26 protein-coding genes and 6 pseudogenes are annotated in these 26,005 nt (G+C 67.2%); 17 read left to right on the top strand and 15 right to left on the bottom strand.

All coding sequences use genetic code 11. From position 1 onward, the window contains the following. Positions 1–14 precede the first annotated feature (14 nt). From ABZ930_RS36545 to ABZ930_RS36535, 3 genes are all read right to left on the bottom strand, one after another. Positions 15–581, bottom strand: a complete 567-nt coding sequence (locus ABZ930_RS36545) for a type 1 glutamine amidotransferase domain-containing protein (RefSeq protein ID WP_361558147.1) — start codon at positions 579–581, stop codon at positions 15–17. 55 nt (positions 582–636) lie between these two features. Further along, positions 637–1,236, bottom strand: coding sequence for a flavodoxin family protein (locus ABZ930_RS36540; protein ID WP_361558144.1), 600 nt, complete (start codon positions 1,234–1,236; stop codon positions 637–639). A 62-nt stretch (positions 1,237–1,298) separates the two neighbouring features. Next, positions 1,299–2,258 (bottom strand): TIGR03557 family F420-dependent LLM class oxidoreductase, encoded by a 960-nt coding sequence (locus tag ABZ930_RS36535; RefSeq protein WP_361558142.1) that lies wholly within the window; start codon positions 2,256–2,258, stop codon positions 1,299–1,301. Positions 2,259–2,581: 323 nt separating this feature from the next. Between ABZ930_RS36535 and ABZ930_RS36530 the strand changes: the two genes are divergently transcribed. Both ABZ930_RS36530 and ABZ930_RS36525 read left to right on the top strand, forming a co-directional pair. Next, entirely contained in the window at positions 2,582–2,791 is a 210-nt protein-coding gene (locus ABZ930_RS36530) for a hypothetical protein (protein WP_361558139.1), read from the top strand. 532 nt (positions 2,792–3,323) lie between these two features. Next, complete coding sequence (locus ABZ930_RS36525) at positions 3,324–3,452, top strand: hypothetical protein (RefSeq protein WP_361558137.1); 129 nt, start codon at positions 3,324–3,326, stop codon at positions 3,450–3,452. A 34-nt stretch (positions 3,453–3,486) separates the two neighbouring features. Here ABZ930_RS36525 and ABZ930_RS36520 read toward each other — a convergent pair. From ABZ930_RS36520 to ABZ930_RS36495, 6 genes and pseudogenes are all read right to left on the bottom strand, one after another. Continuing rightward, a pseudogene (locus tag ABZ930_RS36520) lies at positions 3,487–4,611 on the bottom strand (ornithine decarboxylase); the annotation flags it as partial. A gap of 133 nt (positions 4,612–4,744) precedes the next feature. Then, positions 4,745–5,542, bottom strand: a complete 798-nt coding sequence (locus tag ABZ930_RS36515) for a SigB/SigF/SigG family RNA polymerase sigma factor (protein ID WP_361558134.1) — start codon at positions 5,540–5,542, stop codon at positions 4,745–4,747. Positions 5,543–7,093: 1,551 nt separating this feature from the next. Then, positions 7,094–8,605, bottom strand: a complete 1,512-nt coding sequence (locus ABZ930_RS36510; protein WP_361558131.1) for a carboxylesterase family protein — start codon at positions 8,603–8,605, stop codon at positions 7,094–7,096. A 354-nt stretch (positions 8,606–8,959) separates the two neighbouring features. Continuing rightward, positions 8,960–9,073 (bottom strand): annotated as a pseudogene (locus tag ABZ930_RS36505) (IS5/IS1182 family transposase); the annotation flags it as partial. Positions 9,074–9,481: 408 nt separating this feature from the next. Beyond that, positions 9,482–9,835 (bottom strand): annotated as a pseudogene (locus tag ABZ930_RS36500) (transposase family protein); the annotation flags it as partial. 40 nt (positions 9,836–9,875) lie between these two features. Then, positions 9,876–10,343 (bottom strand): hypothetical protein, encoded by a 468-nt coding sequence (locus ABZ930_RS36495; protein ID WP_361558128.1) that lies wholly within the window; start codon positions 10,341–10,343, stop codon positions 9,876–9,878. 466 nt (positions 10,344–10,809) lie between these two features. Between ABZ930_RS36495 and ABZ930_RS36490 the strand changes: the two genes are divergently transcribed. The 6 genes from ABZ930_RS36490 to ABZ930_RS36465 all read left to right on the top strand — a co-directional run bounded on the left by ABZ930_RS36490 (position 10,810) and on the right by ABZ930_RS36465 (position 14,224). Next, positions 10,810–11,067, top strand: coding sequence for a hypothetical protein (locus ABZ930_RS36490; protein WP_361558125.1), 258 nt, complete (start codon positions 10,810–10,812; stop codon positions 11,065–11,067). A 320-nt stretch (positions 11,068–11,387) separates the two neighbouring features. Beyond that, positions 11,388–11,954 (top strand): hypothetical protein, encoded by a 567-nt coding sequence (locus ABZ930_RS36485; RefSeq protein ID WP_361558122.1) that lies wholly within the window; start codon positions 11,388–11,390, stop codon positions 11,952–11,954. A gap of 37 nt (positions 11,955–11,991) precedes the next feature. Next, positions 11,992–12,588 (top strand): hypothetical protein, encoded by a 597-nt coding sequence (locus ABZ930_RS36480; RefSeq protein ID WP_361558119.1) that lies wholly within the window; start codon positions 11,992–11,994, stop codon positions 12,586–12,588. Next, entirely contained in the window at positions 12,585–12,731 is a 147-nt protein-coding gene (locus ABZ930_RS36475; protein ID WP_361558116.1) for a hypothetical protein, read from the top strand. Before ABZ930_RS36480 ends, ABZ930_RS36475 begins: the two co-directional genes overlap by 4 nt. A gap of 111 nt (positions 12,732–12,842) precedes the next feature. After that, positions 12,843–13,172, top strand: coding sequence for a hypothetical protein (locus ABZ930_RS36470; RefSeq protein WP_361558113.1), 330 nt, complete (start codon positions 12,843–12,845; stop codon positions 13,170–13,172). Positions 13,173–13,267: 95 nt separating this feature from the next. Then, entirely contained in the window at positions 13,268–14,224 is a 957-nt protein-coding gene (locus ABZ930_RS36465) for an alpha/beta hydrolase (protein ID WP_361558111.1), read from the top strand. Here the strand turns inward: ABZ930_RS36465 and ABZ930_RS36460 are convergent. Then, positions 14,196–14,988, bottom strand: a protein-coding gene (locus ABZ930_RS36460; protein ID WP_361558179.1) for an IS5 family transposase whose coding sequence is annotated in 2 segments (ribosomal slippage) — positions 14,196–14,657 and positions 14,659–14,988 — 792 coding nt in all. Because the reading frame shifts where the segments join, the coding sequence is not laid out codon by codon here. The genes ABZ930_RS36465 and ABZ930_RS36460 overlap by 29 nt on opposite strands. Positions 14,989–15,256: 268 nt before the next feature. Between ABZ930_RS36460 and ABZ930_RS36455 the strand changes: the two genes are divergently transcribed. The 4 genes from ABZ930_RS36455 to ABZ930_RS36440 all read left to right on the top strand — a co-directional run bounded on the left by ABZ930_RS36455 (position 15,257) and on the right by ABZ930_RS36440 (position 18,650). Next, positions 15,257–15,988, top strand: a complete 732-nt coding sequence (locus tag ABZ930_RS36455; RefSeq protein ID WP_361558108.1) for a hypothetical protein — start codon at positions 15,257–15,259, stop codon at positions 15,986–15,988. Positions 15,989–16,879: 891 nt separating this feature from the next. After that, a complete protein-coding gene (locus tag ABZ930_RS36450) occupies positions 16,880–17,089 on the top strand; it encodes a hypothetical protein (RefSeq protein ID WP_361558105.1) in 210 nt (69 codons plus the stop codon). Positions 17,090–17,548: 459 nt separating this feature from the next. Further along, positions 17,549–18,082 carry an IS5 family transposase gene (locus ABZ930_RS36445; protein ID WP_361558102.1) on the top strand — a complete coding sequence of 178 codons (534 nt, stop codon included), beginning with the start codon at positions 17,549–17,551 and terminating at the stop codon, positions 18,080–18,082. Between the two features lie 172 nt (positions 18,083–18,254). Then, a complete protein-coding gene (locus ABZ930_RS36440) occupies positions 18,255–18,650 on the top strand; it encodes a GNAT family N-acetyltransferase (protein ID WP_361558100.1) in 396 nt (131 codons plus the stop codon). Between the two features lie 34 nt (positions 18,651–18,684). Here the strand turns inward: ABZ930_RS36440 and ABZ930_RS36435 are convergent. Both ABZ930_RS36435 and ABZ930_RS36430 read right to left on the bottom strand, forming a co-directional pair. Next, positions 18,685–18,852, bottom strand: a pseudogene (locus ABZ930_RS36435) (ISL3 family transposase); the annotation flags it as partial. A 354-nt stretch (positions 18,853–19,206) separates the two neighbouring features. Then, the gene (locus ABZ930_RS36430) at positions 19,207–20,133 is read right to left on the bottom strand and encodes a hypothetical protein (RefSeq protein ID WP_361558097.1); all 927 of its coding nucleotides are present in this window, start codon (positions 20,131–20,133) and stop codon (positions 19,207–19,209) included. A 382-nt stretch (positions 20,134–20,515) separates the two neighbouring features. Between ABZ930_RS36430 and ABZ930_RS36425 the strand changes: the two genes are divergently transcribed. The 4 genes and pseudogenes from ABZ930_RS36425 to ABZ930_RS36410 all read left to right on the top strand — a co-directional run bounded on the left by ABZ930_RS36425 (position 20,516) and on the right by ABZ930_RS36410 (position 23,422). Then, complete coding sequence (locus tag ABZ930_RS36425) at positions 20,516–21,253, top strand: ATP-grasp domain-containing protein (protein WP_361558177.1); 738 nt, start codon at positions 20,516–20,518, stop codon at positions 21,251–21,253. A gap of 45 nt (positions 21,254–21,298) precedes the next feature. Beyond that, positions 21,299–21,505: pseudogene (locus tag ABZ930_RS36420) on the top strand (transposase); the annotation flags it as partial. A gap of 56 nt (positions 21,506–21,561) precedes the next feature. Continuing rightward, positions 21,562–21,864, top strand: a complete 303-nt coding sequence (locus ABZ930_RS36415; protein WP_361558094.1) for a helix-turn-helix transcriptional regulator — start codon at positions 21,562–21,564, stop codon at positions 21,862–21,864. Between the two features lie 475 nt (positions 21,865–22,339). Further along, the gene (locus ABZ930_RS36410) at positions 22,340–23,422 is read left to right on the top strand and encodes a barstar family protein (RefSeq protein ID WP_361558091.1); all 1,083 of its coding nucleotides are present in this window, start codon (positions 22,340–22,342) and stop codon (positions 23,420–23,422) included. A 581-nt stretch (positions 23,423–24,003) separates the two neighbouring features. Here the strand turns inward: ABZ930_RS36410 and ABZ930_RS36405 are convergent. Then, entirely contained in the window at positions 24,004–24,444 is a 441-nt protein-coding gene (locus tag ABZ930_RS36405) for an MBL fold metallo-hydrolase (RefSeq protein WP_361558175.1), read from the bottom strand. Positions 24,445–24,469: 25 nt separating this feature from the next. Further along, a pseudogene (locus ABZ930_RS36400) lies at positions 24,470–24,661 on the bottom strand (MBL fold metallo-hydrolase); the annotation flags it as partial. Between ABZ930_RS36400 and ABZ930_RS36395 the strand changes: the two are divergent. After that, positions 24,581–24,856: a hypothetical protein gene (locus tag ABZ930_RS36395; RefSeq protein ID WP_361558088.1), complete on the top strand. Its 276-nt coding sequence runs from the start codon at positions 24,581–24,583 to the stop codon at positions 24,854–24,856. The pseudogene ABZ930_RS36400 and the gene ABZ930_RS36395 overlap by 81 nt on opposite strands. 604 nt (positions 24,857–25,460) lie before the next feature. Here the strand turns inward: ABZ930_RS36395 and ABZ930_RS36390 are convergent. Further along, positions 25,461–26,005: SAM-dependent methyltransferase (locus ABZ930_RS36390; RefSeq protein WP_361558085.1), on the bottom strand; the 545-nt coding region annotated here is incomplete at its 5' end.

The following is a 26,005-nucleotide window of genomic DNA, read 5'->3' as shown; positions in this document are numbered from 1 at the left end:
CTGCGGCCGCGTTGTCAGGCCCGGGCGAGCAGTTCGCGGGTCGCCGCCACGAAATCGGCCAGGTCCTTCGGCGTGCGGGAAGTGATCAGCGGGTATCCGCCCTCCTCGTCCACGACGACCGGCTCGTCCACCCATGCCTTGGCGCCGGCGTTGGTGATGTCGGTGCGCAGGGACGGATACGAGGTGAGGGTCTTGCCCCGCAGCACGTCTGCCTCGACGAGCGCCCATGGGCCGTGGCAGATGGCAGCGATGGGGCGGCTACTCGCCGCGAATGCTCTCACCGTATCGATGGCGGCCGGCTCCAGACGCAGCTGGTCGGCGTTGAGCGTGCCGCCGGGGAGGAGCAGCAGATCATGGGGAGCGGCGCCCAATGCCTCGAGGGCGATGTCCGGGTCAACGGTCTCGCCGGGATCCTTGTCCCCCTGCAGGGTCTGCACGGAGTCGGTGCTGACGGCGGCGATGGTGACGTCGACTCCGTCCTTGCGCAACTCCTTGAGCGGTATCAGCAGTTCGTCCTGCTCGACGCCATAGTTGGTGACGAGGGTAAGGACGCGGCGGTTGTCGAGTCGTCGGTCGGTCATGGGAGTGCCCTTCTGTGGCGAGGCGGGGGTCTGGGCGAGCGTAGCTCCGGCCGACTCATCCGGCCGGGTAGGGGTGTTCTCGCAAGCGCTTCGCGAGATGAGCGGTGTTGAGGGCGAGCGTGCGGGTCGTGTCCGCTACGGCCTCGGGTGTCTCGTCGAGATCCTGGTAGTCGGTGCCCTGTTGGGCCTCTCCGACCCAGTAGGTGACGGCGCCGGGCGCGAGGGAGAAGCCCACGTCGTTCAGTGCCTGGAAGACATCCGCGCTGACTTTGTGCGCGCCGTCCTCGTTCCCCACCACGGCGACAGCGGCGACCTTGCCGTACAGAAGGGGGCGGCCTTCCTCATCGGTCTCGGAGGAGTCGGCGTTCAGTCGTTCCAGGACCCGCTGGCAGATGCTGGAGGGGTGGCCCAGCCAGATGGGGGTGGCGAGAAGGAGAATGTCGGCTTCGAGCACCTTTTCGCGCAGGGCGGGCCAGTCGTCGCCGTCGCCCATGTCCGTGCCGATTCCGGGTCGGACGTCATGGTCGGCGACCCGGATGGTCTCGGTGGTCACGCCGAGCTTGTCGAGTTCAGCGGAGATCTGCTCCGACAGCAGCTGGCTGCTGGAAGGAGCGGGTGAGGCGTTGAGGGTACAGACCAAGGACAGGGCGCGCATGACGGTTTCCTTCTTGTGTGGGTCGTGGGTCAGCGGTGCTGCGGACGATGTCGGTGGCGGGGTTACTCTCCGTTCAGCCGCGGCAGGACGTTGCTTCGGTAGAAGTCGAAAAATCCCTGCTGGTCGGGGCCGATCTGGCCCACGTACACCTCGTCGAATCCGGTGTCGGCGTAGGCGGTCGATGCCCGCAGGTGCTCGTCCACGTCGTCTCCGCAGACCATGCCGTCGGCGACCATTTCCTCGGTGACGAGCGTCGACGCCTGTTCGAAGTGGGCGGGATCCGGCAGCACCTGGCCGAGCTCTCCCGGCAGGAACTGGGTCGGCCACCGACGATGAGCCGTCTTGACCGCTTCGTCGCGGTCCGTGCCCCAGCACACCTTCAGGCCGCCGAGAACGGGTTTTTGGCCCCCTCCGGAGCGTCGGAACTGCCCCACCAGGTCCGCGTCCGGAGTCATCGTGACGAATCCGTCGCCGATCCGGCCAGCCAGGGCCGCGGCCTTGGGCCCGAACCCGGAGACATAGATCGGAACCGGCTCGTCGGGGACCGTGTAGAGGCGGGCGTTCTCGACCGTGTAGTGGCGGCCGCGGTGGGTGACCTCGTCGCCGCTCTGCAGGGCCCGGACGATGTGGACCGCTTCCTCCAGCATGTCCAGGCGGACGTCGACGGCCGGCCACGCGGTGCCCAGGATGTGTTCGTTGAGGGCTTCGCCGCTTCCCACTCCGAAGCGGAAACGGTTACCGGTCAGCACTCCGGACGTGGCGACGGCCTGCGCGTTGACCGCCGGATGCATACGCATTGTGGGGCAGGTGACGAACGTCGTCACGGGCAGGGACGTCACCTGGGCTAGCGCGCCGATCATCGACCAGACGAACGGGCTCTGGCCCTGCTCCCCCGTCCAGGGGTGGTAGTGGTCGGAGATGGCGAGGGCGCTGAAGCCCGCCTGTTCCGCGGCGCGGGCCTGATCCAGCAGTTCGGCGGGAGTGAACTCCTCGCTCGCCAGGAAGTATCCGTATCGCGTCATGATCTGCCGCTCTCCAGAAATCTCTTGCTCGGCTGCTGAGTGAGCGATGACGCTCCCGGGTACCCTCAAAGCCTGAAATAACACGAAAAGTACATTTGTCGCAGACGGTGACCGTCGGCCCCTGCAACAGGGGGCCCTCCGGTGCGGTTTCCGTTCTGGGTCTCCCCGTTTGGGAGGTTCACCCCGGTGTAGAGACCGCGGGCCGGAAACTCAGAAGCTCCGCCCCCAGGCACCGGATGCGGAGCATGTTGACCACGGCTCGTCGCGGCCTGGGCCAGCCGCACACCGGCGCCACGCAGGACCAACGAGAAAGGCGAGCGCGCATGAACGACGACCAGCGCCAGCAGACACACCGCGGTCAGGGGGGCGACGGCAGCCATCCCGACACCGCGGTCGACGAAGTTCTCCAGGAGTTCGAGAAGGCGGAGACGACTCACGAGGGCGCCGAACGGGACTCCGATGACGGCGAAGCGGGCGACGCGCTCACACCGAACGAAGAAGCCCAGGAGCACAAGCCCCCACGCCGCTCCTGACCATTTCGCAGCCACCGTCGCCCTGCGCTGGGCCGCTGGCAGCGCTGGCGTGCGACGCCCTCTCTCCGTGAGCCCCAGGGCAGGGACGACGCGGAGAGCGCCTCCCGTCGGTTCCTGCTCTCCGGCGTTCTGCCTCTGTGGTTCGTCCCGGCCGTCGCCGACTGGATCAGGCACCGGCGCTCCGGCATCGAGCACACGAGCGGTGTCAACGAGTCCGCTGTGCACGCGCTCACGATGACCGAGGTCGGCATGCCCGTCGTCGCGGGACTGACGGCCAAGATCAATCCGCTGATGCTCACGCTCATGGGTGGTGCCGCGCTGGCTCATGGGGCCACAGCACTGTGGGACGCGTCCCTGGCCACCGGTCAGCGCGAGGTGCACCCGGTGAAACAGCACATCCACAGCTTCCTGGAGATTCTGCCGCTGGCCGCGGCCGCGTTCACCACCTGTCTGCACTGGGACCAGGTCCGTGAAGCCGTACGAGGCGGGCGCCGCGGCGACAGCTGGAAGCCAGAGCCCAAGAAGCGCCCCGTTGTCGGCCCGGTATCTGACCGTCGTCGCCGCCGGGGTGGGGGTGTGCGTCATGCTTCCCTATACCGAGGAGATGATCCGTTGCCTGCGGGCACGCCGGAACCTCGACGCCCAGGAGGACGACCGGTAGTGCTCTTTCCCCGGAGTCGGCCCTCGGTCAGGGGTTATCGGACCACGCGGATCGTGCCGAAGTCAGGGTCCGCGGCGTCCGGCAGGTTCATTCCGGCGTCCACGCCGCTGCTCAGGTGGTCCAGCACTGACGCGGTGAGCTCTTCGCCGGGCAGGACGACCGGAATACCGGGCGGCTACGCACCATTTCGGCGGCCACCCGGCCGGCGGCCGTCGCGACGGGAACGTCCTCAGTGTCAGCGAAGAAGGCGTCCCGGGGCAGGCACGCCTGCCCCATCCTCAACTCGGCCGGCGAGGGCACCTTCACCTGCGGTGCCTCAGGCCAGGCACGGGCGGCAGAGGCGACGTCACGCAGCGCGTCGAGCAGGGGCTGTGTGGTGGTGGCGTCGTCGGCGTGCGTGATCTGCACGTTGATACGACGGTGGTCGGCGAGGTGCACGTTGAGACAGTGGCGGTCGCGCAGCCAGTCCGCGAAGCGGTATCCCGTGAGGCGCGCGTCCGCCAGGTCGACGACCACCGGGAGCGGGTCCAGATCGTCGCCCAGGCCGGGCCCGCAGAGGTCCGCGGCGTCGTTGACGTGCATCCCCTCGATCGTCTCGATGTCTTCGCGCAGCCGCATCGCTGTCCTCAGGGCCTGGCCCACCAAAGCGTCCCCGTGCAGGGCCCATCTGACGGCGCCACCCATCGAGTGCCGCGTAAATGAGGATGGACGGGCTGGTGGTGCCCATGAGGTCGGCGCGATTCTTCAAAACGGCCGCCTGGACGAGGTCGCCCTGGAGGTGGAACACCGACCCTTGTTCCAGGCCGCTGCCTATCTTGTGGATGCTGGTGACGCAGACGTCGGCGCCCGCGTCCATGGCCCACGTGGGCAAGTCGTCGTGGAAGGGCAGGTGTGCGCCCCATGCCTCGTCCACGATCAGCGGGCGTCTCCTGCGGTGGCAGATGTCGGCGATGGCGCGCAGGTCGGCGCAGCTGCCGTAGGGCGTGGGGCTGGTGACCAGAGCGCCGCGGGCGTCGGGGTGGGTGGCGAAGGCCTGGGCGAAGTCCTCGGAAGAGGGCTGGTGGGCCAGGTGTCGTTCCTCGTCCCAGCGTGGCTCCACCCACACCGGTTCGATCCCGGACAGGATCAGCGCGGCCACGACGGACTTGTAGGCGTCACGGCGTTCGTCGTGGTCAGCGCGCCACGACCCAGCAACTGCCCCGCGCTACCACGGGAGCATCGGCAGAGCGATCTCCGCGGCCCACCAGGAGATCGTTCCCTTGCGGGCCGCCCCGCGGCCGATGGTCGTGGCCTCAGGCGGCCTGAGGCTGCTCCCTCACGCCCTCGTCTGCATGTGCCCGGACCTGTGCGCAGCTGCGGGTGATGAGGCGGGAGACGTGCATCTGGGAACAGCCGATCTTCTTCGCGATGCGGGCCTGGGTCATGTCCTCGAAGTAGCGCAGGTAGAGGATCTCGCGCTCTCGCTCGGGGAGTCGGCGCAGGCCTTCCCTGGCGGCTTCCCGGTCGGCGATCAGGTCATAGCCGGGCTCGGCATCAGCGAGGGTGTCGGCCAGACTGAACGTGCCGCTCTCGCCGCCGAGTTCGGCATCCAAGGACAGACTGCTGTAGCTGTCCAGCGCCTCCATGCCGTCGCGCACCTCGTCCGTACTCAGACCGGCCTGGGCGGCTATGTCCTCGAGGCCAGGTTCTTCGCGATGACCGGGCTGCTCCTGCAGTTCACGGCGAGCAGTTCGGACCCTGTTGCGCAGGTCCTGCACACGACGCGGAACGCGGACGTCCCAGGTGTAATCGCGAAAGTGCCTTCGCAGCTCGCCAGTGATGGTGGGCACCGCATACGACTCGAACGCGCCGCGTTCCGGCTCGAAGCGCTCGACGGCCTTCACCAGCCCGATCGCCGCCACCTGTTTCAAATCGTCCAGGCTCTCGCCCTTGTTACGGAACCGGGTCGCCAGCCGATGCGCCATGGGCAGCCAGGACTCCACCAGCTCCTCGATGAGCAGATCGCGCTCGCGCCCCTCGACCGTGTCGATCAGACGGAGGAAGACCCGGTCGGTGTCGGGGGCGTCGTGGTGGAGGTGTCGAGTGGACATGAAGGTTCGCTCCCTCATCGCTGCGGTCAGCAAGGATGACCAGGAGCCGGCCGGCACCCTCATCAGGGCGAGCTCTTGCTCCCGGAAGCGCGCCTGTGGTCCCAAGCACACACTTCGCCTGCCCCTCGACCCTACGAACAAACGGCGCTTCCGGCACCTCAGATGATTACGTTGCGTGACCGCTGCGGCTCCCTTGCGGAGACCACTCGCCTGTTGCCCTCACCAGCAAACCCACCAAGGGACCCGTCTCTGACAGTGGGGTGCGGATGCTCGGCGGGCCGCTCGCTGCGAGCAGGCAGTACCTCAACAGCCACAGCAGAGCTGATCTGCGCCACGCGATGGCGCAGATGCCGTCGGGCATTCTGAGTTGGGTGCGGATCCTCCGAAGGGAAACAGGCGGTAGCTCAGGGTTAGACAGGCGAGTTGGTGTGCATCCCCTGCCCCGCCACTCGTGAGCTCCAGCGTCCCTATCCAGTGCCCGAGTAGCAGGACTGCGGTCTCGTCATCTGGTCGCGAAGCCCCGCCGTTCAGCGCTCGCCCAGTCCACGGGCCGGACTTGCCGATGCTCGCCGGTTCACCTGCACGAAAGCGCCTGCCGTAAATACGATCGTGCTCTTGAACGACACTGCCAATGCAGGATTGATCCAGGACGGGACGACCTGGCTGGAGAACACGCGCCCGCCAGCTGTCCGGCACCTGACCTGCACCGGAATGAATCGCACTTCGTGCTTCAACACGGCCTCCCCCCTGGGGCCGATGAGGCGCATATCGACGGTCGAGTGCGCGGCAGGGCGCGGCGACGGCGGAGCACTGCTCTACGCGGTCGGCGCCGGAGAACTCACAGGGAACCCATGTGCAGGACCATACGCCGTCATCACCACGATGACAAGACGATACGTCTCGCCTCACGGCTGGCAGGCGTGGGCGCCCTGCGGACGACTACCGGCAGTGAGGCACAGGTGCCCACAGTTCTGCGAGTGGCCCCGCTGGCCGGTGGCTGAGCACGACCCGGAAACGGACAGTCTTCTGTCGCCTCCCGCCCCTGCCAGCCACCGCGCCCTGCTGCCGGCGCCAGGTGCGCTTGACGCGATGCCGTGAAACCCGAGCGGCCCGAGCAGGTCGGTTTCGTGCCGGGACCTCAGTTGTTGGGTACGTCCGGTTCCGGCAATGACGCATTTGAAACCGATCTCCCCCTCAACAGGCAACCGAAGATTGTGCTGCTGCCGAATTCCTGCGGGCAGCAGCAGCCAGAACTCAGCGCCACCGGTGCCCGCAACAGCTCGCCGCTCAGGCTCTCGGTCGGCGCACACTTGCTGCTTTGCGCATCAGGTGCGGGTGAGTCCCAGCGATCGACCGGTGTCACCCGGCGCATCCGCTCTCGTGACCGACCTGGTGAACGGTGTGGTCGAGAGTGGCCGCGGCGATGAGCGTCGGGCAGCAGATCCTTTCCCGGTACCGGTCGCGCAGGAGGTCGACAGTGACTGCCGTAGGTGCTCGGCCCCGGCATTCGCCGCAGACCGCAGACGGCAGACCGCAGCAACGCTCATCACCTCACGGACGAAGGAGGGGAAAGTCCGTCTTCGCCCAAAGCTCCCTAAGGGGCGCGGTACGGTCGTCGGTGCCGGTGGGGCCGTCGGAAGTCCATACCTTCACATTCCCCTCGTCGGCGGTGCCATCGACCGGTGGCCAGCCGGGCGTCCCGGTCGCTGCGAAATCGGCCCAGCAGCGCACCATGCGGGCTGCCAGCTCCTGGTCCGCAGGGGTGGGCGCGCCGCCGATGAGGAAGGCCAGGCGCTCATCGTCCAGGTTGCCGAAGGCGAACGGCATGTCAGCGCAGTGCCAGGCACGCACCAATCCCTGTGCGCCAAAGCGCCGACGGTCGAAGCGGGACAAGAACGCCCGGCCGCCTGCCTGAGCGTGGCATTCGGTGAGCCGGTTGGCGTATTCGCCGAACAGCAGGTCGCTGTAGATGGCGAGGTAGACGTCGAGCACCGATGCTTGGGGCATCGCGGCGCGGTAGCCGTTCACCAGGCCATCGGGCAGGTGGAAGTCGGCGGCAAAGCGAGCGAGCTGCTCGTCGCTGGTGATCTTCGCGCTGCTTCCTACGGCGTCGAGCAGCCAGTACTCCTCCGTGGTGTGGCAGACCAGCAGATCCACGTCGCGGCCGGCCCCGGCTGCCAGGCCTTTGAGGGGGTCGGTGGGGAGGATGTCGCCGTCGAGGACAGGTGCATACAGCGAGGGGTCGTAGTGGCGGGAGCCGGAGGAGGGGTCGCGCCGGTAACGGTCGACCACTTGGTCAGTGGCGGTGACCAGGGCCTGTGCAGTCGCGGCCGTGAGGCCTGCGGATGTGGCGGGGATGCCCGCTGCAGCGGCGATCTCGCGCGTGGTCGCCTCAGCTGTGTCTCGGGTGTAGCAGGGACTGGCGGGGCTGTGTGCGATGGCACGGTGGAACAGGCCGCGGGCGCGGTCCATCACCATGAGGCAGGCGACCGAGGCAGCTCCCGAGGACTGGCCGGCGATGGTGACGTTGTGGGGGTCTCCGCCGAAAGCTGCGATGTTCTCGCGCACCCAGCGCAGGGCGGCTATCTGGTCGAGCAGGCCCCGGTTGTCCGGGTAGGTGTTGTCCTTGTCTGCCCGGACATGGCCGAAGCCCTCGAATCCGATGCGGTAGTTGCACGTGACCACGACCAGCCCGGCGCGGGCGAGCACGGTGCCGTCGAAGTCGGGCTGTGCCGAGGAGCCGAAGGTGTAGGCACCGCCGTGGATCCAGAGCAGAACGGGCAGTCCGCCACCGTCCCCGGCCGATGTCCACACGTTGACGGAGAGGACGTCCTCGTCGCCCGGAGACCACGTCGGCGCTCCGGGCAGCCGGGCCGACTGCGGGGCGATCGGACCGAATCTCCTGCCCTCTCGCACTCCGCTCCATGACGACACCGCAATGGGCTCCTGAAACCGGTGGGCACCGAACGGCGGAGAGGCGTAGGGAATGCCGAGAACGGCGACAACGTCCGAGTCCGCTCGAAACCCGCGCACCGCACCGTTCTTCGTCTTGAAGACGCTCACAGATACCGCCTCTCACATGTGCCACCCGAACTGAGGGACCTCAGCTTTGCATCGCGTAGGGAGACGGGGCCAACACCAAGGTCGCCCCGATTGACGCGCTGAGGTTGTCAATCAGGGCAGGGCTCCTCGGCCGCGCCATCTGCCTCAGACATCGGCCGCCACCCCAAAGCACTGGGCCTCGATCGCGATCCGCCAGAGTCAGCTGCGACTACCCGAGCGGCGATGTGGCTCAACGTTCTCGGGGCTGCTGCCAGGAGCGCAACATTGTGCGTGAGGACGACTTCATCTGCGTCTTCTGCGGCAGCGATCTGCCCGAGGCATGTAACGTGGATCCCACCACCTGACGTCCCAGAGTCACAGCCACTCGCTGATGACCGCGACCAGTACGGTCGCCTCGAAGCGGACGGCGAGCTTGTCGTAGCGCGTGGCGACAGCACGGTGTCCCTTGAGCCGGTTGATCCCACACTCGGCCGCATGGCGCTGGCGGTAATTGGGCGAAGCGCGTTCGCTGTCCAGACGGCTGGAGGAGACAAAGCCTCGCGTCCTGGTGAAACACCCGGCGTCACCCGCCGACTCGCCCACTCCTGATAGTCCTGCCGGAAGTATCGTCCAACTCTGGCGCCTTGAGCAGCGCCTCCCGCCGTTGGCGGGGGTGTAGTAGTCGGCCATCACCACCAGTTCCGACTGGAGCGCCCCCAGCGCCGAACCGACGTGTCTGGGACGAAGTGATCTCCGCCAGGAGCCCCGGGCGGTTCAGTATGCGCCTGATCCTTGAGAGTTCCTGCGCCTCCAGCTGCTCGGTGATTTCCGCGCCCACGACGGACTGGCTCCGGTTGTCGAAGGCCCAGCGCGCGGGCCAAACCGGAGGCCGTTGTGCCGTTCGCCGACCGGGACCAGGGTGCTGTCGACGATCCACGGCCTCTCCGCTGCAGCAGCCGAGCGAGCCATCGGCTCCAGTGCGGCCAGCGGGCCCAGCTTCTGGATCACCCGGCACACCCTGGAGGACAAGATGCCGAAGAGCGGGCCGAGCTGCCGCATGATCAGGTTCGTGCGGTAGTCCACCGCCACCACGAGCACCCGCTCGGGCAGGGGCAGGCTCCACGGCCGGCCCCGCAGGGTCCATTTGCCACCCCGGTCCCGCACCGTCCTCAGCAGCCGCCCGAACCGCTCCATCGACAGCCCCGTGAACGCATCCACCCACATCCGTTCAACCCTCAACACCCCAGCCATACAACGGAGACGCCCAGATCACGGCCGTGCGCAACACCCTTTAGTCACGTCGCAGATGCTCGCGCATCGCCGACTGGAGGTCTTTCCTGGCGTTGTGGAATATGTCGAGTGCTTCGAGGTACTCCGTCGAGGTCAAAGCCAGGCCCGGCCGCGTGCCGATGAGGTCCCGCCAGTCCCGCAGCAGGCGGTACGTCTGGTCCGACTTCGCCTTCACGGCTGACGGTGCCTGAAGATTGATCTCGTAGCGGCGCGTCAGCACAGAAGCGTCCCGGAAGGCACCCAAGGCAGCCTCATAGCGAGCAGCCGGGTCGCTTTGTTTGAGGATGATCAGTCGTAGTGAGGAGGAGCTGTCGTTGAGGGCCGTCAGGTACCGGGCGTAGAGGTCTCGTCGGTCAGCGTGGTCACGGGTTTCCTGTTCCCTTCGGTACCGCACGCGATCAGCGAGCAGCGTTGCGCTGATGCCGAGCACCGCGCCGATGACGGTGCTGATCTGTGTTCCCCAGTTCACGCAGAGGACCCTAGGTTTCCTCTCGTCTCAGCAACACCCCGCCTCTCGCCCTGGGGGGCCGAGCAAGCGTGGTCAGGCCGCGTTACAGTCCCGCGCATGAAGCCGGGGGGACTGAGAAGTTTCAGCGCGTCATTGATCGCGATCGTCGCGCACGTCGTCCCCCGCGCGCAACAGGACCGGGAGACCGACGATCGAGCGTGCCGGCCGCGGTCCCGGTAGACCGGGCAGCGAGCGTTGGCGGAGCTCACCCGCCGTGGCAGGAGGCCAGGGACGGTCCGTCTGCATGCGTGCGACGCGCGATCCCTGGAAACAGGGGGACAGCGTCCGTCGGGCGATCGATGATGACCGTCACCAGGCCCCGCAGTTTGCAGCCACGGCGGGGAAATCACAGGGGGAACCATTGAATGATCACAGCGCTGCGCAGGACAACGACGCCAGCTCAGTTCACTCCCGCTACACCCGCGACATGCAGGCAGAACGGCACTCGGTGCGCGAGGCACTGCGCTCGGACCTGCCCGCCGCCCACGTGGGGCTGGGCGTAACCGTCATCGCCCTGCTCGTCGTCGCCGGCTTCTCCGGCCCCCGATGGACCCTCATCATCGCCGGCTCCTTCACCGGCTGGTTCCTCCTCGCCCTCGCAGTCATCCACCTCGGCAGCGGCCGCGGCTGGGACGCCGTCCGACGCGCCTACATCGCAACATTCGGCTGGGGCAACTGGATCTGAGCCCTGTGCACCACGAAGACCCCCACAGGGGCCCACGTCGTGGGCCTGAGTGAAGACTCAGGCGGGCCCCGCGCATGCCGGGCGAGGCAGCCGGAAAATGAGAACCCTCCGGCCCACAGGCCGACGTGCCGTAGACACCGGGCACCGCCAACCGACCCGAGTCACTCAAGAGGATTCACGCACGGGAAGCCCTCTCTACACTCGAAGTCACCACCACAGTGGTCCGCTCCTCCCCCGCACCGGCCCACCGTGACGGATGACTCCTTGTCATCCCGCTATGAAGTCGATCCGGATTGCCGCCAGAGAAAGGTCTCGCCCCCGTGCCCGATACCTCGCTTGAGCCCACCAACGATTTGCAGACGCACTACGCCAGCCAGGTGGCAGCCGACCTCGAACGCGTCGGAGCCGAAATCAGCGCCCTCGAGCAGCAGTTGGAACGCCTGCGTAGGGACCATGCGCTTCTGATCGGCGTGCAGAACGCCCTCGGCGACGCAAGCGCCAACGGCCCGGACGCACCGTCCGTTCCCAAGCAGTCCCGGCCCGGACCTGCCGCACCCGCCCGGCGGACGAAGCCGGCACGCAAAAAGCCGGCACCCAAGGCACCACCCAAGGTCCGCCCCGCACGCACGGCGGACAAGACAGGACCCACCGTGGCCGACCTGGTCCGCGCCCAGTTGTCCCAGGAGCCCCGCTCCACCGTGGAGATCACCGACGCGCTCACCCAGACCCACCCCGACCACCCCCTGAAGAACACGGTCGTGCGCAGCACGGTCGAGAACCTGGTCGCCAGGGGGCAGGCTCAGCGCACCAAGCAGGGCAGGAACGTCTTCTACACCGCCACGGCAGCCAGCGGCGATACAGACGCACCTGCGACCGCAGAGGACTGACCGGGCGACGGATGAGGCGAGATAGCTGGAGGTGCCGGTGCCCGCCCGCATCGGCTTTGGAGCGAAGAAGTCGCGGCGGGCGAAGTTCCCGGTTCAGCTCGGCAAGCGCTGGCTGAGGAGTGACTGCGCAGACCAAGATGAGCACATGGGGAAAGCCGAGGTGGATCTGCTGGCGTTGCTGCGGGAGCTGGATGATCCGCAGTGGTTGGAGTGGCCGCACAACTACAACCGTGACGCCAGTGCCGCCCGCTTCGATGCCCTGATGGCCAGGCTCGAGGATGACTTCGCAACACGGTGCACGGGCGAGGAGGATCAGGACTCCAGCCAGTTCGGACGGATCGTCGTGCCCGCACGGGCCACGGTGTGCGGGACCCCCGCCGTGCCCGTGCAGCCCGGGTTCAGCGGCGGCGGTGGTCGCGAGGAGCAGGGTCAGGGCCGCCGTCATGATCGCTGCGGTAGCGAGGAGGCGCACGTAGGTCCCGTTTCGAAGCTCCCGACAGGTCGTGATCTTCGTAGCGGGGAACACTGTGCCGGATCAGTGGAAGGCGCGGCCCGCCCGTCACCCGCTCGTGCGGAAAGTCGGCACGTCATACCGCGCGACCAGACCGCCGGCTTGCGGGCTGCATCGGCATGACCGACGTCAACGACATCCCCCTGGCAAACACTCCGCTCCCTCCGCTACTCCCACTGCTGTCGCTCGAGGAGGCACAGGAGATGGTGTCCGTGCTGGGCGCGGTGGTGCAGGGCGGCGAGCCGGATGTGGAGGCAGCCCGGTGAGTGCTGGCAAACTTGGCCGCACAGATGCCCTCCCGGGAGGCTTAGGGGATGTCTTTTGGATCTTCCGGGACTGTCTTCATGGTCGTCTGAGCAGGCCGTACCGTTACCGCCGTGCCGGTGACTGGTGGCGACATGGCTGTCGCGCTCGAGCCCGCAGGGTTTCGCTTCGCTGAACGGGTCTTCGGCGAGGTCCGATCGCCTGAGCTGCCGCCCGGCTACAGCCCGGCGAGCGCCCGCCCCGAAAACGGGCGGTTCGACTCTCGCCCGGATGAGGTGACGGACGTGGACGAACCCGGCCTGGCCGACAAGGTCAAGGCGAGCTGGTACCGCATGGCGGTGGAACAGGGGTTGTTCGAAAAGGAACGTGAGTTTTTACTGGCAGTCGACTTCGCACTTAGAGCCCGTCTCATTTGGCCGTTCGGCGATCTCTCGATCTTGTAGCGCACTGGCGGGAAGCTAACAGAAGGTTCTGGTCCGGGCGGACGAGCTTCCAGATCAACCGAACGTGGTCCGTCCAGAACCATGAGACTGAGGTCATGAAAAGCGTGAGGGTGCAGGACGTCACGTTCGTCAGCGGGATGGTAGAGCTAGCCGGTTCACTGCGCGTGCCGGTTGAGGCCGACCTGGCCGTTACTGGCGTGGTGCTGGTCGGCGGGTCCGGGCCGGCCGACAGGGACAACGGCACGTACTTCCTGCCGATCCAGGAGCACTTTGTCGAGGCTGGATTCGCCGTGCTCTCGTACGACAAGCGCGGTGTTGGCCAGTCATCTGGTGATTGGCGCACAGCGACCATGGACGATCTGGCGGCTGACGCAGGCGCCGCGCTGAGCTTTCTCCGTGCTCAGCCTGAGGTTCAGCCTCAAGCGGCGGGACTGTTTGGGCATAGCGAGGGTGGCTGGGTCGCTCTGCGCGCTTCTGCGGCGCGGGATGACCTGCCGTGGGTGGTCACCAACAGTTGCCCGGGAGTGAGCCCTGCTGAGCAGGAACGCTACGCCCTCGGTAACCACCTGCAGGGCCTACATGGTGATGGGCACCCTGAGATCCGAAGCACCCTGACCCTGTATGACCAGCTGACAGAAGCAGGCCGACGCAACGCCGAGTTCCCGACGGCGCAACAGCTCGTCGATAACGCGGGAGCGCCGCCGGGACTGGCCTACTACTGGGGCGACGTGGACGAACGCCTCTGGTGGTTCCTGAAGCGGAAGCAGGACCACGACCCGACTCCGGACCTGCTCCAGCTGCGCTGCCCGCATCTGGCGCTATTCGGTGGTGCGGACAGAACGGTGCCGGTCGCCGACAGCATCCGCATCTTCGCTGCAGCCGCCTGCCACTCGGCCCGCCCTCACCGCGCCACCCTGACTGTGGAGGTGTTTCCGGGCGGTGACCATCGTCTGCAGGTAGATGACTCAGCCGCCCTCGTTCCCGGGTACCTCGACAAGGTAAGCCAATGGCTCGCAAACCATGTCACGCCGTCAACCGGCGGTAGCAGATGAGGGTGCAGGCGATGCTGGTGAACGCGAGGAAGTGGTCTGCCTTGCGTCCGTAGCGACGGTTAAGGCGGCGACAGCCGGCGAACCAGGCCATGGTGCGTTCTATGACCCAGCGGTGGCGACCCAGCCGCTGGGAGGTCTCGATGCCTTTGCGCACAATGCGGTGGACGATGCCACGTTCACGTAACCAACGCCGCAGGTGGTTGTAGTCGTAGCCCTTGTCGCCGTGCAGCTTGCCCGGGATACGCCGTCGCCGCCCGCGTCGAGAGCGGATCGGCGGTATGCCCTTCACCAGAGGTATCAGTGCCTGGCTGTCGTGAGTGTTCGCCCCCGAGATGCCGATGGACAGGGGCGGGCCAGTGCGGTCGGTGATCAGGTGGATCTTCGACCCCTTCTTGCCCCGATCCACAGGATACGGACCTGTCAGGCCCCCCTTTGAGGGCCCGCATGTTCACCGAATCGATCGCGCACCGCGACCAGTCCAGATCGCCACGTGCACCCAGCTCGTCCAGCACAACACGGTGCAGCTTGGCCCACACCCGCGCCTTTGACCACTCGGTGAACCGGCGGTGAGCCGTCGGCCCCAACGGGCCGAAGGAAGGGGGCTGCTGCCGCCAGGTGCATCCGGTCGTGGCAACGAAGATGATCGCTGCCAGCACCTCGCGGTCCCCATAACGGCGACGGCCGCCGCCCTGCGGCCGCGAAGGTGCTTCAGGCACCACTCGCTGGAACAGCTCCCAGAACTCACCCGGCACCAAGCGCTCCACGATCCCCACGACCGCAGGCTACCGACCCTCAGACCAAATGAGACGAGCTCTTACTGAGGACGAAGACGTCGAGTGTAAATCTCGAGACTGGGTTAGTGTCCGCCTTCTCGACGGATGGGACGTCGTCCGCAGTGAGGTGGCCCAGTTCCGCAGTGCGATGGGAGGGCTGATGACGGAAGAATTCGTCCCGGAGTTCACGGTCGTCTCGCGGAAGAGGGCCGGGTCTCTCTCCTGACGCGGTGGCTCTCCCGCGTGCCATCATCTGCACATGCTCAAGATCCCTGGATACGAAGGCGGCCCCTTGGTCCGGGGCGACGCCCACCTGGACGACCCGTTGTTCTGGCCTGTGCACCTCGCTTCCTGTCTGCGTGGGGAGGACGCACAACGAGCCGCGTTCGGCGCCGACTGGGATGCGGCCATGGAGCTGTATCGCACACTGTCCGCCGAGCATGAGTGGCCCGTGTTCAGCGTGCCGCTGTGCTCCGGTCACACCATCTACGTCGTCTACCGCAACTTCGTGGACGAATGGGGCGTGGACTATCTCATTCACCAGCCGGCTTGGGCCGAAGCGGAAACCCTCGCTGTGGTCGACGGTCACTTCATGGGGCCCGGCATGGCTTGGCCGGAACTGCTGTCCGCTGCTCGGCAATCGGCAACAGATGACATTGGTGATGCTGACGCCCGTCTCCTGCTGCTCTTCCCCACGCTCGGCGACGCACTACTTCCCGACGATGCAGCCGCGACTCTCAGCACATCGCTCGCGGATCTCACCCTGATCGAAGAGCCCTCCGAGGTGGCAAGGATGCTCCTGGAGAATCAGGGCCAATGGGCTCCCGCTCGGTGGAGGTCGGCAGGCGGCGTCTGGACCAACGACGGTGGGCACTCCTACCGAAACCCATGCAACACGTTCGCTCTGCCCGAGGAGCGCCTTCTGGAGATCAGCAGCGCATTGCACGGCGGGAGCTCGATCGCTGCTCGGCTCAACCGCGCAACTGACTAGCCGTGCCGGTCGTGCTGGGACGTGCGGTGACGCCGGCGTCTGCTGCTGTTGATGTCAGCCGTGAATGTCAGCGAGGCTCAGCGCTTCTTGCTTCGCCGGGTCTTCCGCATCTTCTCCTTGGCTTCTTTCGCTTTGCGTTGTGCCACTCCATATGACGTCAAGGGCCCCTGATGGACAGGGCATCGGCCCGTATTCGTCACCACCTGCCGCTGACACCGACCGCCCTTCTTGGTCGGCGCGCCACACTTCGCCATATGCCTCCCCCATCAGTCCCGCTGCCCAGTACCTGCTGTTCTGAGCAACGTGGCCCTCCTCCACTCGACAGGGAAGGCGCGACGACGTTCAAGTAGGAGTGCGCTGGCGCACACTGATGAGCACGAGTCAGGGAAGCTCGGCTCTTTCAGGGGGAGTTGGGCGCCTTACCTGTGGGTGACTGGTCTGACTGACGGTCCATGGCGCTGACGGCTCGTCGCTCCTGCGTTCCCCGTGGTTCCCCGCCCGGCCTGGCGCGGGTCTGGCACGAGCAACTGCCGTGCCCATGTGGGGAAGTTACGGAGAGGGGTGGGGCACGGTTCCATCGGTTGAGTCCCGAGCTGGATGCCGGGGACCTTAATTCCCACCCCTCATGACCGCGGACTCCTGTACAGACGTACCAGACCGGCCCAACAGTCCAGACCCTAGCGGAGGCCACTGACAGAGGAGCGCGAAGGAGCGTGGCGCTTCTGATCCGCAGCCCTATGTGGATCGGTCATCGACGGTCGTAGCGGCCACGCATCGGCTTGCTGCGGCTGGCACTGCCCAGTACTGGTCGTTGCGGTCCCTGTACTTCACTGCTGTCCGGAGTCCAACAAACCTTGCCAAAGGACTGGTCATCCGGCTTCGATCGCAACCATGATCAACGGCGCAACCGTCAGCCTTGCCGACGACCAGATTCTCAACAACCAAATCATCGGAGGCATCAAGATCCTTCGCGACCATCTGGGCTGCTCACTCCACGAGGCTCTGGACGCCTTGGTCGCCCGGTACGAAGTACTGAGGGAAGAACGACCAGAGGCCTTCGTGTGTGGTCATGATGAGTACTGGACCGGCTTCTACTCATGAGGCTCCATGCCCCAGGACCGTCCGCAGACGATCACACCTCGGGCATTGGCAGGTGACCTCTTCGTCCCGAAGCGACTGAGGACGCTAGCTGTCCTGGGGGTCCCGTACCTGTCACCTGCACGGATGGTCCGCTGACGTCCACGGTTGTTCGCGGGTGTGCGTCACGGTTGTCACGCAGTCAGACACTCACCACGTCTCGCCTGAGGAGCCGTGGTCGCAGGCTGCTGAAGGGATTACATGGGCTACGGCTGTCTACGCCGGGTATCCGTCTGGGCATGCTTGCTCTGATCTACACCTCGCGCAGCGCCACAACGACGGTGTGGGCCTTCGCGGTTGCCATCCTTGTCGTGTTGGCCGTGGCTTGGTACGTCCGCCGTCGGCGGTAGGTCCGACATCCGCTCCAGGGACTGTTTCTCGGATCTCCCTACGTGAGCGGGGTGTTGGGCCCAGGCTGGGTGTATGGGTCGTGGGGATCTGACGAATGCGGAGTGGAATCGGCTGGAGTCGTTGCTGCCTCGTGGCGGGACGCGTGGGGGCCGGTGGAGTGATCATCGGCGAGTGATCAGCGGGGTGCTGTACCGGGTGCGGACGGGTGTGCAGTGGCGGGATCTGCCCGAGCGGTTCGGCCCCTGGGAGACGGTCTACGAACGGCATCGCCGCTGGTCGGCGGCAGGGACGTGGGTGATGCTGCTGTCTCGCGTCCAAGCCGCCGAGGATGCCGAGGGCCGCATCGACTGGGACGTTTCGGTGGACTCCACGACAGTACGGGCTCACCAGCACGCCGCGGGCGCGAGGAAGGAACCCCCGCCCGTGACTCCTCAAAAGGGGGCGGGCGAGGGGACGAACCATGCCGATCCGGTGCTGCGGAAACTGGCCGTCCGGCTGGAGGAGGTGGTCAGCTCGGCGAATGCCTGGGACGTTCCCGCGGCGGCTTCACCACCAAAATCCACCTCGTCGCCGACGGACGATGCCGGCCCCTCACCCTCGTCCTGACACCCGGACACTACGGAGACGGCCCGCAGCTCGAACGGGTCCTGGAGCTGATCTCCGTACCCCGCACAGGAGTTGGACGCCCACGCAGCCGACCCGTCCGTGTGCTGGCGAACAAGGCCTACGCGTCCCGGAAGAACCGTCACTACTCGTGCCCCAGTCCTTCCTCAGTGACATGACGGTCGAGGCGGATACACAGCAGCGCCGACTGCACTTCAAGGAGGCTAAGGAAGGCCTGTGCAACCTGGTAGCAGCCGATCCACAGGGACGAGTCGTGGCCTGGGCCTGCCTCGGGCCCCTGCGCGGCGACGGAGTGAGGACGACTGCGGGTGAGCTACACGCTCTGTACGTTGAGCCCTCACTCACCGGATCCGGAGTCGGTCGGACCCTCCTCGAAGCCGTGCACGCTCGCGCCGACGGCCTTGATCAGATGTTGTTGTGGGTCCTCACCGACAACTCGGGGGCGCGGCGGTTCTACGAACGAGCCGGCTATGTCACTGATGGTGCGGTCCAAACTGACGACTACGACGGAGTGTCCGTTCCTGAAGTGCGCTACCAGCGGGCGCTGTAGGAGCGAGGGCCCCGCGCTACGAGTCTGCGGGAGGTCAGCCGAGGAGAACCCGCTTGCGCAGGAGATCGAAGCCTGCGCGGCCGAACATCTCGCGCTTGAGCATCTTGATTCGATTGACATGACCTTCGACTACGCCGGACCTCCACGGTTGCGTGAGGCCGGCGACGACCGCGTCGAGATCGCGCTCGAGGGGCTGGGCGAAGTAGCGGAGGGCGGGCAGGTCGGTGGTTGCTCGGGCAGAGTCGATCCACTCCGGCGGGCGATCGCCCTGCAGCTCCGTGAGCATGCAGGCGTCGGCCAAAGCGCCGGGGTGGATCAGGAGCCGGCGCCTGGCCGCTCGGGCCGACGGCGGACGGGGGCCGACCGGTGTGGGCTTGCCGCGAAGGTTCCTGCTGACGTAGTCGCGAACGCCTCCGTAACCGCGGCAATAGCCCTGTTCCTTGATCTCCTCCCAGCCCACCCCGTCGAGCCGTTGAGGGCGGCCGACCGGCTCTCACCCATCCGCTTGCGGATGAGCAAGCTACAGAGCATCCACCTGGCCCGCACCGCCCCGCACTCAGAGACAAAGGGTGAGGGCCGTCCGCAGACGATCGTAGGTCGGCGCCAGGCGCTTGAGCGCGGCAGCCGCTCCCCGGTCATCTCCGCTCACGAGGAGGAACTGCAGACTTCCCACGATCTGGGCCTGCCTCATAGCGATGCCCGCGGCATCGGTACATCCCACGGCGGACAGGCAGGTCGCCGCGTCGCTCAGGCGGCGGGCTCCGGCGCGGACTGCGAAGGCCGTCAACAGCGTGCGGGTGCTCTGCGACAGTCCCTCGGTCACCAGGCTGGCCAGGCCTTCGGCGGCTGCGGCGCCGGCGTTGGAACCGGGCGGCATCGCAAGGTCGTCACGACCGGCCAACCACCGTACCGCCGCAGAAAACGAGTGCCTGAGAGCGTCATGCTCGCGTATCTCACGCTCCCGCACAAAGCCGGTCCGCAGCACGTACGGGGCATCGGTGTAGGTGACCGACCTGGCTTCCCAGGCAGCAAGGAATGCCTGATTCGGCAGCGTGGCGTGCGGGTGCCCGTGAGGATCATGCAAGTACACACAGTCCTCGTCGACAGCCAGTACGACGACATAGTGGTCGCCGCCATCGGCTGTGGGCGTCCCCGGCTGGTACAGCAACTGTCCCATGTCCACCGGCCCCACCAGGACCGGTCCCTGTTCGGCAGCGGTCTTGAGGCGGTTCAGAGCCGCTTCAGGAGTACCGCCCTGACTGCGCTCGCAGCGCCATCCCAGCAGGTCAATCGCTGCGTCGAGCCCGATCTCCGGGTCCCAGCCGTAGGGATCGAACAGCGGCAGAGAGCCAGCAATGAGCTGCATCCCAAACGGAGATCCCGTCAAGGTCTCAAGCACCGTGGGCGAGGGCGCGCCACGTCCAAGGACCATCGCCAGGGAGTTGGTGTAGCAGTACGGGCCGGAACCCACATAGTCGATCAACGACAAACCTCCTCATCAAGGCAGCGGCTTCCGCTGCCGGGCTGTTCACGGCACTCCACAGGCTCACACCGTGTGAGAGTCCAGAACCTCCAAGAGCCGGTGCCCAGAAGAGGCGAGCTCACGGAGCGTCATCGGACAACGGGATACGACCCAGCTCCTCACCTTGTGATGTATCCAGCGGCCTCGAACAAGCTGTCCTAAACAGGTGATCGTGAGCGATTGCCCCCTGATCCTGAACTGCGACTCCCCGTTGCCCAGCGCACCGTGGGCTCTGTGGCGGGGAATCTCAGCTGCGGTGGCGGACACGGCGGGGCTAGCGTGGTGCCTTTGTGAGTGAGAGGGGATCGCGGTGCTGGTCATGCCCGGGCGGCGGACGTCGACGATGGAGCTGCTGGCAGCGGAGGCGGCGGGCCGTGGGATGGCGGTCAGGGCTGCGGAGGAGCCCGGACTGGTGGGCCCCGCGTACTGGTACGGCGGGCCGATCGCGGGTGCCAAGTTGACGGGCCAGCTTGGGATCGCGCTTCTGGAGCCCAGGGACGACTGGCTCGCCGAGCTGTCGGAGAAGTTCACCGGTCGCCTGATCCGGGCCGCGACCGTGGCGGACGTGTGGGCGCTCGACCGGCCGACGTTCGTGAAACCGCCGCGTGACAAGTCCTTCCCTCCCGACATCCATGCCGACGGCTCGCGGTTGCCCTCCGATCTGGACCCGGCGACGCCGGTCTTGCTGTCCGAGGTGGTGACCTTCGCCGCGGAGTACCGGCTCTTCCTGCTGGACGGTCAGATCGCTGCGGCGAGCCGGTACGCGGTGTTCGGCCGGCTTGACCCCCGCCCGCTCGCTACGGACCTCGCGGAGCGGGCGATCGCAGCGGAGATTACGGAGTTCGCCGACCGGTTGGTCGCCGAGGTCGGGCACACGTTGCCGAGCGCCGTCGTCGTGGACGTCGGGCAGCTGCTCGACCCGTACCGCCCGGGCCACCGCTGGGCCGTGGTGGAGGCCAACATGGCATGGTTCTCGCACGCCTACGCCGCAGACCCGGCACGCGTGATGGACGTGGTCCTGCGGGCGGCGGGCCCTCGAGAGCATGTGCAGCCTCGGGACCTGGCTTTCGAACGGCACTGACTCACACCTCTCGGCCTGCGGCCAGACGCCGACAGGAGCGACGCCCGCTCGTTCTGCCACACCTACGGCCACGGCGAGGCCAGGCATCGGATGATCCCGGGCTGGCCATACTCGTGGGTCGTCGCCCTGGAGTCGGGCCGGACCTCGTGGGTCGCCCCGTTGGACGTGGTGCGGCTGCGGCCCGCTGACGACCTGCCCGCGGTGACTGCCACACAGTTGCGGGACCTGGTCGAGCGCCTGGTCACCGCCGGCCTGTGCATCCCGGGCGCTTCGATCGCGATGCCCGTCCCCCTACCGTCCGACGGGCCGTGGTGTTCATCGACGAACATGCCGTCCGAGGCATCAGCATCGCCGACATCGACGCCGGCGCACATGTCACCGTGCGCGCCGCCCAACTGGCCTTTCGCCCGCACCTGGACACCACTCCGCGGGAGTACCTGCGCCGGGTACGCCTGCACCGCGCCCACCAAGACCTCCTGGCCGGCGAACCGGGCCACGAGACAGTCACCGCGGCCGCCTACCGCTGTGGCTTTGCCAACCCCAGCCACTTCACCGCCTACTACCGCCAGGCCTATGGCATCCCACCCAGTCACACCCTCCACCACGCCTAGAAGCACGTGCCGACGAGTGGGGCTCGGTCGCGTGCTCCGCGTTCGGATCAGTGCCTGCGACTCGCCGGGTGAGCGGAGGGCTTCGCAAGCGATGTCCGCGCGTAGGCGCGCTCAACGACGTGCAGAAAACCAAGCTCAGTCGGAGCCCGGCCGACCTCGTCCCCGACATCCCGGAAGATCCAGCGCCTGAGCCACCCGCACGTCGGTGGGCCAGGCCGATGTTGCTGGTGCGAGCCTGGGCTTTCCCTGCGGGAGACCCGTTCACCGCCACGGTCGAAGTACGGGTCAACGACATACCTGCCGAGGAGCCGCGCTAGCGACGCGGCGAGGACGGCCCGGCGGGGACGGGGCGACAGGACTCGAACCGGCATCCTCCCACATGCGGTGACAGGCGCGACTGCCAGCTGCTACACCCCGCCTAGCCGTCGATCGCAGCCGCTATGCGCCGCAGTGAAGTCGGGGCATCATCTGCGTTGTGCATGAGGACCAGACGGCGCATGACAGTGCGCTGTACACGCTGATCGGAACAGAGCCCGGCCATGTCTGGGGCGTCTGCCCTGTGGTGGAGGGGCTGTTCGGGGAGCCCCAGCGTGGAACGTATGAGATGTTCGACTGGGTGGCGCAGGGCTCCGGCGTTCCCGCGTGGGCGGGACGCAGGGTGTGGCTGGTACCGGACGACACATCACTCGACGCCTGGCTGCTGGAGGACGCGGAGAGCTTGGGACAGCGGCCGAGCGGCAGTCTGGTGCTCACCGGCCTGGACGACTATGAGGGTCCGCCCGAGGGATACAGCGGTCGCGTGCGCGTGCACAACGGGCATCGCTGGCTCGGCTCCTGCCGGGAGTTCAGCCGTATCCTAGCTCCTGAGCGGAGGCCACCAAGGCTCGTGCTACGAGGACTCAGACAGAGTGATCAGCTGAGGCAAGCGCTGGCGAAGGGCACCCGGAAGGCGCTCGATCTGGGAGAGGTCTGCCTTGAGTTCCGGGACCGTCAAGGGGACCTTCTTACGGATCGGTCGCTGTGGCCCACCATCAGCGGCTGGCAGCAGTCCTCCTGCGGGGCGGACCTCATCGACCTCACGCTCGACGTCGGCACCTTTGAACCCGATCCCGAGTACGCCCGGCCCCTGTGGGCGCGGTGGCTCGGCGGTCCACCGGACACGCTGAATGCGTGGGCCGGCCTCGACACACGCCGCCGCGGGGCCTGGCACGACCTCGTGCGCGAACGAGGCTGCCGACAGTCACACCGTGTGCGGCCGGCTCGTCGCACCTACCGCCTCGACGGACGGTACGTCACCGACGAGCCAGCCCTCTACCTGGCGCTCGGCGAGGCGGTCAACGGCCCCGGCGGATACTTCGGCGGTTGCCTCGCCGCCCTCGACGACTGCCTGCGCGGGACCTTCGGCTACACCGCTCCCGCCACCCTGATATGGCAAGACTCCGCAACCGCGCGCACGCACCTGTCACAGATGCTGACTCCCGACGGTGAACCGTACGACCTGTTCACGCTGGTCCTCGAAACCCTGGCCGCCGGCGGCATGACCGTGATCCCGTCGTGAACAACTGGCGGGCTCGATCCCCATGTCCCTCAGCTCCGGACAGGCCAGCCTGACAGAGATCATTTGTCAGACACGGCCTGGCGGCTTGATCCGCTCCAGGGATGGCGACACAAGTCCGTTCTAATCGCCTGAGAGGGCGATGCGCAGCCCTCCGTCCATGCGGCAACGCAGGCCCCAGGCCAGTAGCGTCGAAACAGCCCGGCTCTCGGCGCCTCGCAGCCGAGCAAGATCCGAACCTTCAAGCTCCCGCACCATGCGGTCCACTGCCTCACCGCGCAGCAGAGTGGTTCCGTAAGGATCGACGTCAGCCAGGGTAGGCAGCCGGTGTCGGCCCAACGTGTCCAGGGCCGCCCAGAGCTCGCCATCGACGACTATCCGCTCGAGTGTCCCTGCTGCGGGCCGCGGACCTGCCCTCCGTCCGGTCCGAACGGTCGAGACACTGCGCCGCAGCTCGACAGGCGTCATCACACCCCCCGTTGCCCCTCAGACCATCAACCTTACCGAGCAACAGCTCACTTTCATGATCCAAACGAGACTGCCTCACCCCGGACCAAACACACCCACAAGCCGAAGCGCAGCAGTCAGCTACCGGCTACATCCAGAATGTCGCCGGTGGTCGCGACGGCCACGGGCCCGTCGTACGCCTCTGCGGCTGCCTTGAGCGCGGCGTTCTCGTCCGTGCCCGGCCACAGATGGGTGAGGAGTAGCCGCCCGGCTTGGGCGCGGGCCGCGTATTGTCCGGCGCCGCGCGCGGTGAGCAGGTACGGGGCATCGTTCGGGTCGGGGACGGTGTGCAAGTAGGTCGCTTCGGACAGGAACAGATCCGCGCCGCGGGCCAGCCGGATGATGTCGGGGCTGGGGCCGGTGTCGCCGGTGTACGCGAGAACGGCGCCGCCTGCGGTCAGGCGCAGGCCCGCGTTGGGGACGAAATGCGGCAGCTGCCAGGTTTCGACGGCGAACGGGCCGATGCCGAACCGCTCCCCCGGCCGGAAGGAGCGCAACGTATACGAGGACGCCAGCATGCTCGGCTTGTCGAGCGCGAGTACGGCGTCGAGCGCGCCGTGCGGTGCATGCAGGGAAAGAGCGGGGGGGAGGAGCGTCGCTGAGCGCACGGGCCCGCAGCAGCGGATTGAGGTCGGCGCAGTGGTCGGGGTGACCGTGGCTGACGAGCACCGCCTCGACGCGATCAGGAGTGAGGTGCTCCAACAGGCGCGGGAACGTCGCGTAGCCAGGGTCGATCAGAAGCCGGAACCCGTCGTGCTCGACGAGGTAGCCTCTGCACGCCTGCCGAGTGGTGGGCCAGGCGCCACAGCCGCCGAGAACAGTGAGACGCATGGCAACGACTTTACTCAACTGATGCTGCAGGCAGCGATGTTGAGGATTTCTCATGGCCAGGCTCTTGCGGCGTCCGCTGGCCATGGCGTCGCCCTGTAACGGCGAGTTCCGGATTCATCCACGCACACGCAGACCTGCTCACACGCGCATGGACGCACCCAGAGCTCCCCCGAGGAACCTGCGCGCACTCCAGTTACGTAGGACGCAAAGTGGTGGCCGACGAGTTCGGCCAGGCGCCGGCCGCGGGCCGCGGCGCGGGAGCGGACGGCGCCGAAGTCGGTCTTCCCGTTGCGCCAGATGACCAGCTCGCCGTCAAGGACGGTGCCGGGCGGTAGATCCATGGCGGCGGTGGCGATGTCGATCCACTGCTCGGTGGCGTCCCGGCCGGAGCGGGTCTGGATACGGACGGTCTCGCACCGCCACAGGATCCCGCGGTCGCCGTCGTTCTCCAGACTTCGAGAAGTCTCATGACACGTCAGGCCATCGCCGGCAGGGGTTCAGCACCGCCGTACGCGGTTCGGCCCGACACTCGGACAGATATCTGAGTGTCGGGCCGTAGCCGTTCTCTGCGCTTGTGGGCCCAGAGTCACGTGGGCCTGGCCGTACTGTCCCGACTGTCAGGACCGTGCGGGGCTGTGAGCATGATCCTGGCTCTCCTCACCGGGCTCCTTGGAACCGATCACCTGGGGACCAGCGAGGCGTTCTACTGGCGGACCGCCGAGATCAGTCCGCCGGGCTGTTCCTCGCGCTGCGGCGGGGTGGTGATCGGGCGGTCGTAGGCGGCAGCGCACTCGCGCAGGGTGTGGCTCTCGGCCTCCCAGCCGTGTCCGGCCAGCCAGCCCTTCGGGTCGTCGGGCATCTCCGAGATCCACAGGGAGGCCGCCGATCCCGCCGCGGCGTCCGCTCCGAAGCGCTCGACCACGCCGCGCGAGCCCAACGTCAGCCCCATCCGGCTGCCTGCCGCCGACTGCGCGCCGATCCGGGCCAGCAGCAGTTCCACCGCGTCCTCTGGCAGATAGATCAGCAGGCCTTCGGCGATCCACACGGTCGGCGCCGTCGGGTCGTGCCCTGCGGCGGCCAGTGCGCCCGGCCAGTCCTCACGCAGATCCACCGCGACAGTGATCCGCTCGCAGCGCGGGACGACCCGCTCCTGGCGCAGCACCGAAGCCTTGAAGTCCAGCGGCGCGGCGGTGTCGACCTCGAACAGCCGGGTGCCTGCGGGCCAGTCCATCCGGAAGGCCCGGCTGT

It is taken from the genome of Streptomyces sp. NPDC046716 (genome assembly GCF_040645755.1).
Taxonomy (GTDB): domain Bacteria; phylum Actinomycetota; class Actinomycetes; order Streptomycetales; family Streptomycetaceae; genus Streptomyces.
Note: the sequence above shows the minus strand (reverse complement) of the source record. Positions and strands in the feature narration are given on the sequence as shown.

What these genes read in the sequence shown, in the direction of transcription:
- ABZ930_RS36535 (WP_361558142.1), bottom strand. Translation starts at nt 2,258, where the DNA reads ATGACGCGATACGGATACTTCCTGGCGAGCGAGGAGTTCACTCCCGCC.
- ABZ930_RS36530 (WP_361558139.1), top strand. Translation starts at nt 2,582, where the DNA reads ATGAACGACGACCAGCGCCAGCAGACACACCGCGGTCAGGGGGGCGAC.
- ABZ930_RS36490 (WP_361558125.1), top strand. Translation starts at nt 10,810, where the DNA reads ATGCAGGCAGAACGGCACTCGGTGCGCGAGGCACTGCGCTCGGACCTG.
- ABZ930_RS36465 (WP_361558111.1), top strand. Translation starts at nt 13,268, where the DNA reads ATGAAAAGCGTGAGGGTGCAGGACGTCACGTTCGTCAGCGGGATGGTA.
- ABZ930_RS36540 (WP_361558144.1), bottom strand. Translation starts at nt 1,236, where the DNA reads ATGCGCGCCCTGTCCTTGGTCTGTACCCTCAACGCCTCACCCGCTCCT.
- ABZ930_RS36440 (WP_361558100.1), top strand. Translation starts at nt 18,255, where the DNA reads ATGACGGTCGAGGCGGATACACAGCAGCGCCGACTGCACTTCAAGGAG.
- ABZ930_RS36545 (WP_361558147.1), bottom strand. Translation starts at nt 581, where the DNA reads ATGACCGACCGACGACTCGACAACCGCCGCGTCCTTACCCTCGTCACC.
- ABZ930_RS36445 (WP_361558102.1), top strand. Translation starts at nt 17,549, where the DNA reads ATGGGTCGTGGGGATCTGACGAATGCGGAGTGGAATCGGCTGGAGTCG.
- ABZ930_RS36405 (WP_361558175.1), bottom strand. Translation starts at nt 24,444, where the DNA reads ATGCTGGCGTCCTCGTATACGTTGCGCTCCTTCCGGCCGGGGGAGCGG.
- ABZ930_RS36455 (WP_361558108.1), top strand. Translation starts at nt 15,257, where the DNA reads ATGCTCAAGATCCCTGGATACGAAGGCGGCCCCTTGGTCCGGGGCGAC.
- ABZ930_RS36515 (WP_361558134.1), bottom strand. Translation starts at nt 5,542, where the DNA reads ATGTCCACTCGACACCTCCACCACGACGCCCCCGACACCGACCGGGTC.
- ABZ930_RS36475 (WP_361558116.1), top strand. Translation starts at nt 12,585, where the DNA reads ATGACCGACGTCAACGACATCCCCCTGGCAAACACTCCGCTCCCTCCG.
- ABZ930_RS36425 (WP_361558177.1), top strand. Translation starts at nt 20,516, where the DNA reads ATGGAGCTGCTGGCAGCGGAGGCGGCGGGCCGTGGGATGGCGGTCAGG.
- ABZ930_RS36450 (WP_361558105.1), top strand. Translation starts at nt 16,880, where the DNA reads ATGATCAACGGCGCAACCGTCAGCCTTGCCGACGACCAGATTCTCAAC.